At 60.7% G+C, this 15,307-nt stretch carries 16 protein-coding genes; 13 read left to right on the forward strand and 3 right to left on the reverse strand.

Annotated elements, in window-relative coordinates; genetic code table 11:
• Nucleotides 1–91: 91 nt before the first annotated feature.
• The 9 genes from mdcA (at nucleotide 92) to madM (ending at nucleotide 7,339) form a co-directional block, all read left to right on the forward strand.
• The gene (gene mdcA / locus ACZZ0B_RS28480) at nucleotides 92–1,762 is read left to right on the forward strand and encodes a malonate decarboxylase subunit alpha (RefSeq protein ID WP_008083133.1); all 1,671 of its coding nucleotides are present in this window, start codon (nucleotides 92–94) and stop codon (nucleotides 1,760–1,762) included.
• Nucleotides 1,762–2,634 carry a triphosphoribosyl-dephospho-CoA synthase gene (locus tag ACZZ0B_RS28485; RefSeq protein WP_463546779.1) on the forward strand — a complete coding sequence of 291 codons (873 nt, stop codon included), beginning with the start codon at nucleotides 1,762–1,764 and terminating at the stop codon, nucleotides 2,632–2,634. Before mdcA ends, ACZZ0B_RS28485 begins: the two co-directional genes overlap by 1 nt.
• The gene (locus ACZZ0B_RS28490; RefSeq protein WP_007913697.1) at nucleotides 2,634–2,933 is read left to right on the forward strand and encodes a malonate decarboxylase subunit delta; all 300 of its coding nucleotides are present in this window, start codon (nucleotides 2,634–2,636) and stop codon (nucleotides 2,931–2,933) included. Before ACZZ0B_RS28485 ends, ACZZ0B_RS28490 begins: the two co-directional genes overlap by 1 nt.
• Entirely contained in the window at nucleotides 2,926–3,777 is an 852-nt protein-coding gene (locus ACZZ0B_RS28495; protein WP_463546780.1) for a biotin-independent malonate decarboxylase subunit beta, read from the forward strand. Before ACZZ0B_RS28490 ends, ACZZ0B_RS28495 begins: the two co-directional genes overlap by 8 nt.
• On the forward strand, nucleotides 3,774–4,559 hold the full coding sequence (gene mdcE, locus ACZZ0B_RS28500) for a biotin-independent malonate decarboxylase subunit gamma (protein WP_463546781.1): 786 nt from the start codon (nucleotides 3,774–3,776) through the stop codon (nucleotides 4,557–4,559). The genes ACZZ0B_RS28495 and mdcE overlap by 4 nt, the downstream gene beginning before the upstream one ends.
• Complete coding sequence (locus ACZZ0B_RS28505; RefSeq protein ID WP_463546782.1) at nucleotides 4,553–5,173, forward strand: malonate decarboxylase holo-ACP synthase; 621 nt, start codon at nucleotides 4,553–4,555, stop codon at nucleotides 5,171–5,173. The genes mdcE and ACZZ0B_RS28505 overlap by 7 nt, the downstream gene beginning before the upstream one ends.
• Nucleotides 5,170–6,090, forward strand: coding sequence for a malonate decarboxylase subunit epsilon (gene mdcH, locus ACZZ0B_RS28510; RefSeq protein ID WP_463546783.1), 921 nt, complete (start codon nucleotides 5,170–5,172; stop codon nucleotides 6,088–6,090). The genes ACZZ0B_RS28505 and mdcH overlap by 4 nt, the downstream gene beginning before the upstream one ends.
• A gap of 66 nt (nucleotides 6,091–6,156) precedes the next feature.
• Nucleotides 6,157–6,573, forward strand: a complete 417-nt coding sequence (madL, locus tag ACZZ0B_RS28515; RefSeq protein WP_008083127.1) for a malonate transporter subunit MadL — start codon at nucleotides 6,157–6,159, stop codon at nucleotides 6,571–6,573.
• A 1-nt stretch (nucleotide 6,574) separates the two neighbouring features.
• Nucleotides 6,575–7,339: a malonate transporter subunit MadM gene (gene madM, locus ACZZ0B_RS28520; protein ID WP_095049482.1), complete on the forward strand. Its 765-nt coding sequence runs from the start codon at nucleotides 6,575–6,577 to the stop codon at nucleotides 7,337–7,339.
• 114 nt (nucleotides 7,340–7,453) lie between these two features.
• Here madM and ACZZ0B_RS28525 read toward each other — a convergent pair whose 3' ends face one another.
• On the reverse strand, nucleotides 7,454–8,374 hold the full coding sequence (locus ACZZ0B_RS28525) for a LysR family transcriptional regulator (RefSeq protein WP_008083125.1): 921 nt from the start codon (nucleotides 8,372–8,374) through the stop codon (nucleotides 7,454–7,456).
• 187 nt (nucleotides 8,375–8,561) lie between these two features.
• On the opposite strand from ACZZ0B_RS28525, the gene trhA reads away from it, so the two are divergent.
• A complete protein-coding gene (gene trhA / locus ACZZ0B_RS28530) occupies nucleotides 8,562–9,179 on the forward strand; it encodes a PAQR family membrane homeostasis protein TrhA (protein WP_007913708.1) in 618 nt (205 codons plus the stop codon).
• 130 nt (nucleotides 9,180–9,309) lie between these two features.
• On the opposite strand, the gene ACZZ0B_RS28535 is transcribed toward trhA, so the two are convergent.
• A complete protein-coding gene (locus ACZZ0B_RS28535) occupies nucleotides 9,310–10,029 on the reverse strand; it encodes a 16S rRNA (uracil(1498)-N(3))-methyltransferase (protein WP_463546784.1) in 720 nt (239 codons plus the stop codon).
• A 209-nt stretch (nucleotides 10,030–10,238) separates the two neighbouring features.
• The gene (locus ACZZ0B_RS28540) at nucleotides 10,239–11,645 is read right to left on the reverse strand and encodes an adenosylmethionine--8-amino-7-oxononanoate transaminase (RefSeq protein ID WP_463546785.1); all 1,407 of its coding nucleotides are present in this window, start codon (nucleotides 11,643–11,645) and stop codon (nucleotides 10,239–10,241) included.
• Nucleotides 11,646–11,867: 222 nt separating this feature from the next.
• Between ACZZ0B_RS28540 and ACZZ0B_RS28545 the strand changes: the two genes are divergently transcribed.
• From ACZZ0B_RS28545 to ACZZ0B_RS28555, 3 genes are all read left to right on the forward strand, one after another.
• Nucleotides 11,868–13,637 (forward strand): flavin monoamine oxidase family protein, encoded by a 1,770-nt coding sequence (locus ACZZ0B_RS28545; protein WP_463546786.1) that lies wholly within the window; start codon nucleotides 11,868–11,870, stop codon nucleotides 13,635–13,637.
• Nucleotides 13,638–13,975: 338 nt separating this feature from the next.
• Entirely contained in the window at nucleotides 13,976–14,527 is a 552-nt protein-coding gene (locus ACZZ0B_RS28550) for a cytochrome b (RefSeq protein ID WP_463546787.1), read from the forward strand.
• A gap of 31 nt (nucleotides 14,528–14,558) precedes the next feature.
• Nucleotides 14,559–15,134: a YceI family protein gene (locus tag ACZZ0B_RS28555; protein WP_008083105.1), complete on the forward strand. Its 576-nt coding sequence runs from the start codon at nucleotides 14,559–14,561 to the stop codon at nucleotides 15,132–15,134.
• Nucleotides 15,135–15,307 lie beyond the last annotated feature (173 nt).

Genomic DNA, 15,307 nt, shown 5'->3' on the forward strand with positions numbered 1-15,307 from the left:
CTCAGCGTAATGATTCACCACCGTGCTTGATTGATGCCCCCACCCCACGCGCCTACCTTAGCTCCACGACAGCGAACCCCGTGGAGTGAGCATGACAACAACAATTCCCCCCGACTCGCGCTGGACGCGGCGGCGCGATGAGAAGCAGCGCCGCCTCGACAAGGTGCGCGGGCTGGCCGACGGTGTGGTGTTGCCCACCGACAAGATCGTCGCCGCGCTCGAAGCGCTGATTCATCCCGGCGACCGTGTGGTGCTGGAGGGCAACAACCAGAAGCAGGCAGATTTCCTCTCGCGCTCGCTGGCCAAGGCTGATCCGGAAAAGCTCCACGATCTGCACATGATCATGCCCAGCGTCGGCCGCTCCGAGCACCTCGACCTGTTCGAACGCGGCATTGCCCGCAAGCTCGATTTCTCCTTCGCCGGCACCCAGAGCCTGCGCATCAGCCAGTTGCTCGAAGACGGCCTGCTGGAAGTCGGCGCGATCCACACTTACATCGAACTCTACGCGCGACTGGTGGTGGATCTGATCCCCAACGTCGTGCTCTCCGCCGGGTTCATGGCCGACCGCGCCGGCAACATCTACACCGGCCCCAGCACTGAAGACACCCCGGCACTGATCGAACCGGCCGCGTTCAGCGACGGCATCGTCATCGTCCAGGTCAACCAACTGGTCGACGACGTCAGCGAACTCCCGCGTGTGGATATCCCCGCCTCATGGGTCGATTTCGTCGTGGTGGCCGACAAGCCGTTCTACATCGAACCGCTGTTCACCCGCGACCCACGCCACATCAAGCCTGTGCACGTATTGATGGCGATGATGGCGATTCGCGGCATCTACGAAAAACACAACGTGCAGTCGCTCAACCACGGCATCGGTTTCAACACCGCCGCCATCGAATTGATCCTGCCGACCTACGGCGAATCCCTCGGCCTCAAGGGCAAGATCTGCCGCAACTGGACGCTCAATCCGCACCCAACATTGATCCCGGCGATTGAAAGTGGCTGGGTCGAAAGCGTGCATTGCTTCGGCACCGAACTGGGCATGGAGAACTACATCGCCGCCCGCCCGGACGTGTTCTTCACCGGCCGCGACGGCTCCCTGCGTTCCAACCGGATGTTCTGCCAACTCGCCGGGCAGTACGCGGTAGATCTGTTTATCGGCGCGACGTTGCAGGTCGATGGCGATGGCCATTCCTCGACCGTGACTCGTGGCCGCCTCGCCGGTTTCGGTGGCGCGCCGAACATGGGCCACGACCCGCGCGGTCGCCGTCACGGCACCCCGGCGTGGCTGGACATGCGCCACGACGACTCGCAGCAACCGATGCTCGAACGCGGCAAGAAACTTGTGGTGCAAATGGTCGAGACCTTCCAGGAGGGCGGCAAACCGACCTTCGTTGAAACCCTCGACGCGGTAGAAGTGGCGAAGAAAAGCGGCATGCCGCTGGCGCCGATCATGATTTACGGCGACGACGTCACCCACCTGCTCACCGAAGAAGGCATCGCCTACCTGTACAAGGCGCGCTCGCTGGAAGAGCGCCAGGCGATGATCGCCGCCGTCGCGGGTGTCACCGCCATCGGCCTGCGCCACAACCCGAAAGACACCGAACGCATGCGCCGCGAAGGCCTGATCGCCTTGCCCGAAGACCTCGGCATCCGCCGCACCGACGCCACCCGCGAATTGCTCGCGGCGAAAAGCGTGGCCGATCTGGTCGAGTGGTCTGGCGGTCTGTACAACCCGCCCGCGAAATTCAGGAGCTGGTAATGCACGCACTTAACCTGCAAGCGAAGCCGCTGTCCCTGGCCGATCGATTGGCCGATCTGGCGGTGGACGCGTTGATCGACGAAGCCGATCTGTCGCCGAAACCGGCACTGGTCGACCGTCGCGGCAACGGCGCGCACACCGATCTGCACTTGGGCCTGATGCACGCTTCGGCGCTGTCGTTGTGGCCGGCGTTCAAGGAGATGGCTGAAGCGGCGGGCGCGATCGGCGAAGTCGATTCAACGTTGCGCGAAGCGATTGGTCGCATCGGCCGTGAAGGTGAACAAGCCATGCTCACGACCACCAATGGCGTGAACACGCATCGCGGGGCGATCTGGGCCTTGGGCCTTTTGGTGACGGCCACTGCACTGGAACCGCAATCTTCCAGCGCCAACGCTGTAACCCTGCGCGCTGCACGTCTGGCCTTGTTGGATGACCGCTACGCACCCAAACCACTGAGCCACGGCGCCCAAGTCGCCCTGCGTTACGGCGCACGCGGTGCTCGTGAAGAAGCGCAACTCGGCTTCCCCTCAGTGCTGCAACGCGGCTTGCCACAACTCAAACGTAGTCGTGCTAACGGTCACGGCGAACAGAACGCCCGGCTCGACGCTTTGCTCGCGATCATGACCAATCTGGCCGACACCTGCGTGCTCTACCGCGCCGGCGAAGAGGGTTTGCACGCCATGCAACTCGGCGCACAAGCGGTGCTCGACGCTGGCGGCAGCGCCAGCCTCAGCGGTCGCCGCCGGCTGCACGAACTGGATCAACAACTCATCGCATTGAATGCCTCGCCCGGTGGCGCCGCCGACTTGCTCGCCGCCACGCTGCTGCTCGACCGTATCGAGCGCGACGGCATCTCTCAGGGAGCGTTTTGATGGAAACCCTATCGTTTGAATTCCCCGCCGGGCAGCCGCCACGCGGTCGCGCGCTGGTCGGTTGTGTCGGCTCGGGTGATCTGGAAGTGCTGATCGAACCGGGCCTGGCCGGCAAGCTGACGATCAATGTGCAGACCTCGGTCAACGGCGCGCAATTGCGTTGGCAGCATCTGTTTGCGCGGATGTTCGACGGCACCACACCGCCAGCAATGGCCATCGATATCCACGACTTCGGCGCGACGCCGGGCGTGGTGCGCTTGCGACTGGAACAAGGTTTCGAGGAGATCGGCCATGACTGACAGCGCAGCGTTGCTCAACAAACACAGCTTCGTCGAACTCGGCGCGCGACAACGGGCCAAGGCCTTGCTCGATGCTGGCAGCTTTCGTGAGTTGCTTGATCCGTTTCAACGGGTGATGTCGCCGTGGCTTGAACGTCAGGGCGTGGTGCCGCAGGCCGATGACGGGGTGGTGATCGCCAAGGGCAGCCTCGACGGTTTGCCGGTAGTCATTGCCGCGATTGAAGGTGCATTTCAGGGCGGCAGCCTTGGCGAAGTCGGCGGGGCGAAGATTGCCGGCGCGCTGGAACTGGCGGCTGAAGACAACCGCAAAGGTATTCCGACGCGCGCGGTGTTGCTGCTGGAAACCGGTGGTGTGCGCTTGCAGGAAGCCAATCTCGGGCTGTCGGCGATTGCTGATATTCATGCGGCGATTGTCGATTTGCAGCAGTACCAACCGGTGGTCGGTGTGGTCGCGGGCAGCGTTGGGTGTTTCGGCGGTATGTCGATTGCGGCGGCGCTGTGCAGCTATTTGCTGGTGACTCAAGAAGCACGCCTTGGTTTGAACGGCCCGCAGGTCATCGAACAGGAAGCGGGGATCGAAGAATATGACTCTCGCGACCGGCCCTTCATCTGGAGCGTGACTGGCGGCGAGCAGCGGTTTGCCAGTGGTCTGGTGGATCGTTATGTCGCCGATGACGTGGCGAAGATTCGTCAGCAGGTCGGCGAGTTGCTCCAGCAAGGTTTGCCAAAGCAGCCACGTAGCCAACGTGCTGAGTGGTTTCTGCGGAAGTTGAGCAGTCTGAACACTGACCCGCAAATCGAACCGTCGGTGGTTCGCGATCTGTATCAAGGAGAGCGCTCATGAGCAGTTATTCGTTGCGCGGCTTGAACTGGTTCACCGCCTTGAGCGCGGGCGCTAAAAGTGTTGAAGGACTGCCGCCATCGTTGAGGGTTGCTGACGGTGGGCTGGGGCGTTTCATCGCTGTGGTGGCTGACCCGGACAATCGTTTTCCTCGCGCTCGCAACGGCGAAGTCGGCTTGCTCGAAGGCTGGGGTCTGGCCAAGGTTGTGGATGACGCGATCACGGCTGACCGCGATAAAGCGCAGAAGCGCCCGATCATCGCCATCGTCGATGTGCCGAGCCAGGCTTATGGTCGGCGCGAAGAAGCGCTCGGTATTCATCAGGCGTTGGCCGGTGCGGCGGACAGTTACGCCCGTGCGCGTCTGGCCGGGCATCCGGTGATTGCGTTGTTGGTCGGTAAAGCGATGTCCGGGGCGTTTCTGGCTCATGGTTACCAGGCCAATCGATTGATCGCGCTGCGTGATCCGGGCGTGATGGTGCATGCGATGGGCAAGGCGTCGGCTGCGCGGGTGACCTTGCGCAGTGTTGAAGAACTGGAAGCGCTGGCCGCCAGTGTGCCGCCGATGGCTTATGACATCGACAGTTATGCGAGCCTCGGATTGCTTTGGGAAACCTTGTCGGTTGAGCAAATTGAACAGCCGACGGCGGAGGATCTGGCGCGGGTGAACGAGTGCCTGAAACAAGCCATCAGCGATATCTCCAGCACTGACTTGAGCAATCGTCTCGGCGCGAAGAATCGTGCGGCTTCCAGCAAGGTTCGCGAACTGCTGAGGGCGCAGTGGTGAACACGCCTCTGGCCCACGATCTGCTCTGGGGCATGACCCCGGCGCAGTTGCCGGCGGATGCGCCGTTGTGGGCAGTCGGGTCGCTGGCCGCCGGACAACCGGTGGTGGTGCGGCGGGCGTTGAGCGAGGAAGGTTATGTCGCGGTCGGCGTGCGCGGTGTGTTGCGCGAGCAGCGGTTGGCGGCGTTTATGGCGGTCGATTCGATTGCCTGTCGGGTCAGCCCCGAAGCGCTGTGTCACGTCGACTGCGAGCGCGATCTGCCAGTGATGCACGCGCTCAAACAACTGCGGCCGATGCTCGATGACTGCGGTTGGGTCTGGGGTGTCAGCGGCAGTGTCGGATTTGAATTGGCCAGTGGTTTCACCGCGATGCACGCGGCCAGCGACCTCGATTTGATTCTGCGTACACCGCAACTGATCACCCGCAATCAGGCACGCAATCTCGTCGAAATTTTTGATCAGGCTGTGTGCCGGATCGACATGCAATTGCAGACGCCGTTCGGTGCCGTGGCCCTGCGTGAATGGGCCAGCGCTTCGACGCGCGTGCTGCTGAAAAATGCTCATCAAGCTTGCCTGGTGATTGATCCATGGAACCCGCAGGAGCAGGCAGCGTGAGCAGTCTGCTGGTGTTCCCCGGCCAAGGCGCGCAGCAGGCGGGGATGCTTCAGCGTTTGCCTCGGGAGACCTTGGTTGAGGCCAGCGATGTGCTTGGCGAAGATGTTTTGCTGCTCGATTCCAGCGAAGCATTGCGCACGACAAGGGCGGTTCAGCTCTGCCTGCTGATCGCAGGCGTCGCAGCTTCACGGCAGCTGTTGCAAGACGAACTCGCGGCGGATTACGTCGCCGGCCTGTCCATCGGCGCTTATCCGGCAGCGGTGGTTGCGGGCGCATTGAGCTTCAGCGAGGCGTTACATCTGGTCAGCCTGCGCGGTGAGTTGATGCAACAAGCTTATCCACAGGGCTACGGCATGACCGCAATCATCGGCCTGCAATTATCCACAGTCGAAACGCTGCTGGCGCAGGTGCACAGCGCAGATTCGCCGGTGTATCTGGCCAACATCAACGCCGACAATCAGGTGGTGATCGCCGGCAGTGACGAGGCCATGCAAGCCGTGGCCGAACTGGCGCGCAGTCGTGGCGCCGGTCTGGCAAAACGTCTGGCGGTGAGTGTGCCGTCGCACTGTCCGCTGTTGGAAAAACCGGCGCAAACCCTCGCCGAAGCCTTCGCCAAGGTTGAACTGAAAACCCCGAAAATCGCTTACCTGAGCGGCAGTCGCGCACGCCCTGTGACCAAAGTCGAAGCGCTGCGTGACGACCTCGCCTTCAACATGTGTCGCGTAGTGGATTGGCGCGGCACCGTGCAAAGCGCTTATGAGCGCGGCGTGCGTTTACAGATCGAACTGCCGCCCGGTGCGGTGCTGACCGGGCTGGCGCGCCGGGTGTTCGAGCAAGGCACGGTCACAGCCTTCGACAGTGCGCGCCTCGACACCCTGCAAGCGCTGTTGCGTGAGGAGGGTAGCCGCCAACTCTAAACCGCCGCGACTCAAGCTTCGAACAACAAAAACAACATTCGACGATGCACTTTGAGGACTACAACAATGATTATTTACGGTGTGGCGCTGCTCGCGATCTGTACGCTGGCAGGGGTGATCATGGGTGACATGCTCGGCGCGTTGTTGGGCGTCAAATCCAATGTCGGCGGGGTCGGCATCGCGATGATCCTGCTGATCTGCGCGCGGTTGTGGATGCAGAAACGCGGCGGTATGACCAAGGATTGCGAGATGGGCGTCGGCTTTTGGGGCGCGATGTACATTCCGGTGGTGGTGGCGATGGCCGCGCAACAGAACGTCGTCACCGCGCTGCACGGCGGCACGGTCGCAGTGCTGGCGGCGATTGGTTCGGTGGTGGTCTGCGGTTTTACGATTGCCCTGATCAGCCGCACTCACAAGGGCGAGCCACTGCCTGACGAGCCGGCGGAAATCTCCCCGGTCGGCACGCCAGTAGGAGGCCGCTGATATGTGGGATCTCATCGAGAAAGGTCTGGAACACAACGGCTTGGTCACTGCCTTCGCTTTTGTCGGCGTGATCATGTGGGTGTCGGTGATTCTGTCCAAACGCCTGACGTTCGGACGCATTCACGGCTCGGCGATTGCCATCGTCATCGGTCTGGTTTTGGCATGGGTCGGCGGCACCATGACTGGCGGGCAGAAAGGCCTGGCGGACCTGACGTTGTTCTCCGGTATCGGCCTGATGGGCGGGGCGATGCTGCGTGACTTTGCGATTGTTGCCACAGCGTTTGAAGTGCAGGCGACCGAGGCGAAAAAGGCCGGGTTGATTGGTGTGATTGCGCTGCTGTTGGGCACGATCCTGCCGTTCATTGTCGGCGCGTGCATGGCCTGGGCGTTTGGTTATCGCGATGCGGTGAGCATGACCACTATTGGCGCGGGCGCGGTGACTTACATTGTCGGGCCAGTGACGGGCGCGGCGATTGGCGCGACCTCGGATGTGATGGCCTTGTCGATTGCCACCGGGTTGATCAAGGCGATTCTGGTGATGGTCGGCACGCCGGTCGCGGCGCGCTGGATGGGCCTGGATAACCCGCGTTCGGCGATGGTGTTTGGTGGTCTGGCCGGGACTGTCAGCGGCGTTACAGCTGGATTGGCGGCGACGGATCGGCGGTTGGTGCCTTATGGCGCGTTGACGGCGACGTTCCATACCGGGCTGGGGTGCTTGCTGGGGCCATCGCTGTTATTCTTCATTGTTCGCGGGATTGTGGGCTGAGCCTCTAACTGATCGTTCCCACGCTCTGCGTGGGAATGCAGCCCGGGACGCTCTGCGTCCCAAAGCGGACGCAGAGCGTCCATTGAGGCATTCCCACGCGGAGCATGGGAACGATCATGGGGTGATCTGCCGATTCGCATACATCCGGCACTCCGCCAGCAACGCCAGCAAATTCGGATCGCGCTCCTTGGCTTTCAAAAACACCACCCCGATGTGCTGCTGCAACCGGTACTTCTCCTGCAACGGAATCAGCTTCACCCGGTTCTCATACACCGCCGCAATCCGCCCCGGCAGCAACGCATAACCCACTCCCGAGCTGACCATGCTCAACAGCGTGAAGATGTCATTCACCTGCATCGCCACCTTCGGCTCGAACCCCGCCTGCTTGAACACCCGCACACCGTCCTGATGGGTCGCAAAACCTTGGGTCAGGGTGATGAAGGTTTCATCGCGCACCTCAGCCAGATCCACTTCACTGCGCTGGGCAAACTTTGAATCCGCCGGAGTGGCGAGGAAGATGTCGTCGGAAAACAGCGCAATCTGCTCGCAATCCGGGTCGTTGATGCTGTCGTCCAGTGACACCAGAATTGCGTCGACTTCCATGTTCTTCAGCTTGTAGAGCAGGTCGATGTTCGAGCCGAGGATCAGGTCGATGTTGAGTTCGCTGCGACGGATTTTCAGGCCCATGATCAGCTGCGGTACGGTTTTCACTGTTAGCGAGTACAGCGAGCCGAGTTTGAAGCGTTCAGCGGAGAACCCCGCGGCTTCGCGGGTCAGGCGCACGCTTTCGACCACGTCGTTGATCAGCTTCTGCGCGCGCTCTTCCAGCACATAAGCGCTTTCCAGCGGCGTCAGGTTGCGGCCTTCGTGTTTGAACAGCGGGCAGCGCAGGGCGCTTTCCAGTGAGTGAATCGCGCGATGCACGCTGACGTTGCTGGTCTGCAGTTCGGCAGCGGCGCGGGCGAGGTTGCCGGTGCGCATGAAGGCGAGGAACACCTCGAGTTTTTTCAGGGTCAATTCTTCGTCGATCAGCATGGCGCGGACTCTTTTTCGAATGTGTCGATTGTGCCTTGAAGATCAAAAGATCGCAGCCTTCGGCAGCTCCTACATTGGCATGCGTTGGAAGGTAGGAGCTGCCGCAGGCTGCGATCTTTTGATTGCGCTTTTACGCTCAAGGCCCGAGCCTTGCGCGCTGCGGTAATGAATATGAGGTAAGCAATACATGTATCACGGAGAACGATTGAACGCCTGGACCCATCTGGTCGGGGCAGTGGCGGCTTTTGTCGGCGGCGTGTGGATGTTGGTGATCGCCTGCCTCGACGGCAGCCCGTGGAAGATTGTCAGTGTGGCGATTTACGCGTTTACCTTGCTGGTGCTCTACAGCGCCTCCACCGTGTACCACAGCGTGCGCGGGCGCAAGAAAGCGATCATGAAGAAGGTCGATCACTTTTCGATCTACCTGTTGATTGCCGGCAGCTATACACCGTTCTGCCTGGTGACCCTGCGCGGGCCGTGGGGCTGGACGTTATTCGGGATTGTCTGGGGGCTGGCGCTGATCGGCATTCTGCAAGAGATCAAACCGCGCTCGGAGGCGCGGATTCTGTCCATCGTGATTTACGCGGTGATGGGCTGGATTGTGTTGGTGGCGGTCAAGCCTTTGATTGCGGCGCTGGGTACGACCGGGTTTGCCTGGCTGGCGTCGGGCGGGGTTTTGTACACGGTGGGGATTATCTTTTTTGCCCTTGATCACCGGTTGCGGCATGCGCATGGGATTTGGCATTTGTTTGTGATCGCGGGGAGCTTGCTGCACTTTGTCGCGATTCTGTTTTACGTCCTCTAGAGACGTCACCATCCCCCTGTAGGAGTGAGCCTGCTCGCGATAGCGTCCTGTCAGTCGACAGCGTTTGTGGCTGATGCACCGCTATCGCGAGCAGGCTCACTCCTACAGGGGAACGTATTCCAATTGTGGATTAGAAATCACCCCAAAGCTGTTGGGCTACCGCCAATGCAACCACCGGTGCGGTTTCGGTGCGCAACACCCGCGGGCCAAGGCGGGCGGCGTGGAAGCCGTTGCTTTTGGCCTGCTCGACTTCGGCATCCGTCAAACCACCTTCAGGCCCGATCAGAAACGCCAGCGTCGCCGGTTTGGCATGACTCACCAATGGCTCGGCCACCGGGTGCAGCACCAGTTTCAACTCGGCTTCGGTCTGCTTGATCCAGTCCGCCAGCAACACCGGCGGATGAATCACCGGCACCCGCGAACGACCGCATTGTTCGCACGCACTGATCGCTACCTGACGCCAGTGCAGCAGGCGTTTGTCGGCGCGTTCGTCTTTAAGGCGGACTTCGCAGCGGTCACTGAAGATCGGCGTAATTTCATTTACGCCCAGCTCGGTGGCTTTCTGAATTGCCCAATCCATCCGCTCGCCTCGGGACAAGCCCTGGCCGAGGTGGATGTGCAGCGGTGATTCGACCTGGCCGGCGAATTGCTCGTCGATCTGCACGGTCACGCGTTTCTTGCCGACTTCCAGCAGGGCGCCGCGAAATTCATGGCCGGAACCGTCGAACAACTGCACCGCATCGCCCTCGGCCATGCGCAGCACGCGGCTGATGTAATGCGCCTGGGCCTCCGGCAGTTCGTGTTCGCCGGTGCTCAGGGGAGCGTCGATAAAGAAGCGGGACATTCTCATTTCGGGTCTCTAAAAAATTGGCGCGTAGTCACTGTGATGAAGAGCTTCTGTGGCGAGGGGATTTATCCCCGTTGGGTGGCGAAGCCGCCCCAAAATCTGCTCACGCGGTGACTCAGGAGTACCGCGTGTGCTGATTTCACGACTGCTGCGCAGCCGAACGGGGATAAATCCCCTCGCCACAGGGTTCTTTTCAAACCTTTAGATAGCAATCAACCCGGATCGCGGAAGCCGGGGTGGAAGTCTTTTGGCACGGCGACGCTAACGCTGTCACGCGTGGCAATGTCGATGCCTTCGCTGGCGACTTCGGCGAGGAAGTCGATCTGCTCCGGGGTGATCACGTACGGCGGCAGGAAATACACCACGCTGCCCAGCGGACGCAGCAACGCGCCACGCTCCAGCGCATGCTGGAACACTTTCAAGCCGCGCCGCTCCTGCCAAGGGTAGGCCTCTTTGGTGGCCTTATCCTTGACCATCTCGATGGCCAGCACCATGCCGGTCTGGCGCACTTCCGACACGTTCGGGTGATCGACCAGATGCGCCGTCGCCGAGGCCATGCGCTGGGCCAGGGCCTTGTTGTTCTCGATGACGTTGTCCTGCTCGAAGATATCCAGCGTCGCCAGTGCCGCCGCGCACGCCAGCGGGTTGCCGGTGTAGCTGTGCGAATGGAGGAAGGCGCGCAAGGTTGGATAGTCGTCGTAGAACGCGCTGTAGACCTCATCGGTGGTCAGGCACGCCGCCAACGGCAGGTAGCCGCCGGTCAGGGCTTTCGACAGGCAGAGGAAGTCCGGACGAATACCGGCCTGCTCGCAGGCAAACATGGTTCCGGTGCGACCGAAACCAACAGCTATTTCGTCGAGGATCAAGTGCACGCCGTAACGATCGCAGGATTCACGCAGCAACTTGAGGTACACCGGGTGATACATGCGCATGCCGCCGGCGCCCTGAATCAACGGCTCGACGATCACTGCCGCAACGCTGTCATGATTTTCTGCCAAGGTCTGTTCCATGGCCGCAAACATGTTGCGCGAATGTTCTTCCCAGCTCATGCCGTCGGGGCGCCCGTAGCAATCCGGGCTCGGCACCTTGATGGTGTCCATCAGCAGCGCTTTGTAGGTTTCGGTGAACAGCGGCACGTCGCCGACCGCCATCGCCGCCATGGTTTCGCCGTGGTAGCTGTTGGTCAGGGTGACGAAGCGTTTCTTGTTCGGTTGGCCGCGATTGAGCCAATAGTGAAAGCTCATTTTCAGCGCGACTTCGATGCAGGACGAACCGTTATCGGCGTAGAACACCCGGTTCAGGCCTTCCGGCGTCATCTTCACCAGACGCTCGGACAGCTCGATCACCGGTTGATGGCTGAAACCGGCCAGAATCACGTGCTCCAGCTGATCGACCTGATCCTTGATGCGCTGGTTGATGCGCGGGTTGGCGTGGCCGAACACGTTGACCCACCACGAGCTGACCGCGTCGAGGTAGCGCTTGCCTTCGAAGTCTTCGAGCCAGACGCCTTCGCCGCGCTTGATCGGGATCAGCGGCAGCTGTTCGTGGTCTTTCATCTGGGTGCAGGGATGCCACAACACCGCGAGGTCGCGTTGCATCCACTGGTTATTCAGGCCCATTTACAGTCTCCTCGAGGCGGCTCGCGTCAGGCGCGGGCAAACAATCGCGCAAGCCTATGCAATGCGTCGCGCGGGAACAACCCATTGTGTCGATTGAGCTACTTTGTATGAGCCGATAGACGTCGCTGGCGGCGTTTTGATGGCTAACGTATTCTTCGCGGTTCTTTGGGTCGTCTGACCCGCACAACTGCTTTTTTCTGTGGTATTTCCGGAGTTCGCTGAATGTCTGTCGGTTGGCTGCGCGCCTGTGCGCTGGTGATGTTGGGGCTGTTCAGCGTTACGGCGCTGGCCAAGGATAAAACCGCAATCGTGATCGGTGGTGGCCTGTCGGGCCTGACTGCTGCCTACGAACTGCAAAACAAAGGCTGGCAGGTCACGCTGCTGGAAGCCAAACCGAGCCTGGGCGGTCGCTCGGGCATGGCCACCAGCGAGTGGATCGGTAACGACAAGACCCAGCCGGTGCTGAACAAGTACGTGTCGACCTTCAAGCTCGGCACCACGCCGGCACCTGAGTTCGTGCGGACCCCGGGCTACCTGATCGACGGCGAGTATTTCTCCGCCGCTGATCTGGCGACCAAGCAACCGGCCACCGCCGATGCCTTGAAACGCTACCAGAAAACCCTCGACGATCTGGCACGCTCGATTGACGACCCGCAGAACCCGGCGGCGACCAACACCCTGCACGCACTGGATCAGATCACCGTATCGAGCTGGCTCGATAAGCAGAACCTGCCGGCCACCGCGCGTCAGCTGATCAACCAGGACATCCGCACTCACTACGACGAGCCTTCGCGTCTTTCGCTGCTGTATTTCGCTCAGCAGAACCGCGTGTATCGCGGCATCTCCGACCGTGACCTGCGCGCATCGCGTCTGGTCGGCGGCAGCCAGGTGCTGGCGCAAGCGTTCGTCAAACAGATCAAAACCATCAAGACCAACTCGCCAGTGTCGGCGATCACCCAGGACAAGGACGGCGTGACCGTCAAGGTCGGCAGCGTTGGCTATCAGGCTGACTACGTGGTGTTGGCCGTGCCATTGCGTGCACTGAACAAGATTGCGCTGACGCCGGCACTGGATGCTCAGCATCTGGCGGCGATCAAAGGCACCAACTACGGTTGGCGCGACCAGATCATGCTGAAGTTCAAGACGCCGGTGTGGGAAAGCAAGGCGCGCATGTCCGGCGAGATCTACAGCAACACCGGTCTCGGCATGCTCTGGATCGAGCCTGCGCTGAAGGGCGGCGCCAACGTGGTGATCAACCTGTCCGGCGACAATGCCCGCGTGATGCAGGCGTTCGGCGACAAGCAGATGGTCGATCAGGTGCTGATCCGTCTGCACGCGTTTTATCCACAGGCCCGTGGCTCGTTCACCGGTTATGAAATCCGTCGCTACAGCACCGACCCGTCGATGGGCGGCGCGTACCTGGCTTACGGCCCGGGCCAGATCAGCAAGTTCTGGCGCCTGTGGGAACGTCCGCTGCAACGCGTGACGTTCGCTGGCGAACACACCGACACCTTGTACCCGGGCACCCTGGAAGGCGCACTGCGCACCGGTCAGCGTGCGGCCAGTCAGGTTGAAGACTTGGCGGCGGGCAAATCGTTCGAGCCAGCTAAAGTGGTTCCGGCTGCAGCAGCGGCAGGCGCGGCGGGTGCCGTGGCGGCGAAGAAGGGCAACTTCTTCAGCAACCTGTTCGGCGGTTCGGATGACGAGAAGAAGCCTGAGCCTGTGAAGGCGCCGGAGCCGGCACCTGCTCCGGTCGCTCCAGCACCTGCGCCGACCCCGGCACCTGCGCCAGCTCCGGTGGAAGCGCCAAAACCTGCGGCACCAGTGAAAGCTGCACCGGCGAAGAAAGCGGCGGCCAAGCCTGCGGCGAAGAAGCCGGCGGCTAAAACCGACGCGAAAAAGCCTGCGGCGAAACCGGCAGCGAAGAAGGCTGAACCGGCGAAGAAGCCAGCGGCCAAGCCTGCGGCAACGACCGAGACCAAGGCGCAGTAAGCCTTGCGGTGAATGAAGAAGCGCGGCGTTTATGCCGCGCTTTTTTTTGCCTGTAAGACCGCTATCGCGAGCAGGCTCACTCCTACAAGGGATCGCATTTCTGCAGTTGGAATACGGCCAACTGTAGGAGTGAGCCTGCTCGCGATAGGGCCAGCTCTGCCAACAAAAATCCATTGCTCAGAAACAACATCCCGCCACACTTTTCCCTTTAATCTTTCCTTAACACGCCACTTACAGACTCTTGATCGTATTTCTCGATATTTCAAAGCGAAATTTTCCGCTTTAATTCGATAGATAACTCGCTAGTCTTGGTTCGCAGTTCTCACAGGATTTGGGCAATGCAGCTACGTAACTCTTCTTCGCGCTATGGTTGGGTCAGCATCTTCATGCACTGGGGCGTGGCGCTGGTGGTCTTCGGGCTGTTCGCGCTGGGTTTGTGGATGGTCGGGCTGGATTACTACAGCAGCTGGCGCAAAGAAGCGCCGGATCTGCACAAGAGTATTGGCCTGGTGTTGCTGGCCGTGGTGGTGTTGCGGGTGCTGTGGCGCTTTATCAGCCCACCACCGCCGACGCTGCAGAGCTACAGCCGGATGACCCGCATCGGCGCCAAGTTCGGCCACGGGTTTCTGTATCTGGCGCTGTTCGCTGTGATGCTTGCCGGTTACCTGATTTCCACCGCAGACGGTGTCGGGATCCCGGTGTTTGGCCTGTTTGAAGTTCCTGCACTGGTTTCCGGACTACCGGATCAGGCAGATACCGCCGGGGTGATTCATCTCTGGCTGGCGTGGGCGCTGGTAATTTTTTCCGGTCTCCATGCGTTGGCAGCATTGAAGCACCACTTTATCGATCGTGATGCGACCCTGACGCGAATGCTCGGTCGCAAAGCCTGAAATTCAACCTCGACTCAAAGGAAAAGAAAGCATGTTGAAAAAGACTCTGGCCGCTCTGGCAATCGGTTCTGCACTGCTCTCGGCCCAGGCCATGGCAGCGGACTACAAAATCGACAAGGAAGGTCAGCACGCCTTCGTTGACTGGAAAATCAGCCACTTGGGTTACAGCTTCATCCACGGTACTTTCAAAGATTTCGACGGTACCTTCTCGTGGGATTCGGCCAAGCCTGAAGCCAGCAAGATCGCTGTAGACGTGAAAACCGCCAGCCTGTGGTCGAACCACGCTGAGCGTGACAAGCACATCGCCAGCAAAGACTTTCTCGACGTGGGCAAGTTTGCTGACGCCAAGTTCGTTTCTACCGCCGTTAAATCGACCGGCGAAAAGACTGCTGACGTGACCGGCGACCTGACTCTGCACGGCGTGACCAAGCCTGTGACCTTCAAGGCTACGTTCAACGGCGAAGGCAAGGATCCATGGGGCGGCGAGCGTGCTGGCTTCAACGCCAAGACCACCCTGAACCTGAACGATTTCGGGATCAAGGGCCCAGGTCCTACCTCGCAAACTGCGGATCTGGACATCTCGCTGGAAGGCGTGAAAGTTAAATAACTTTCCCCCGCCACACAAAAACGCCCCCGGTTGAAAGGCCGGGGGCGTTTTTTATTGCCCGTCACAACACAATTCCCTGTGGGGTCGGGCTTTTTGTGGTGAGGGGATTTATCCCCGATGGGTCGCGCAGCGGCCCCAAAATCTAACAACGCGGTGCATCTGACGGACCGCGT

The organism is Pseudomonas sp. AC247 (assembly GCF_979258015.1).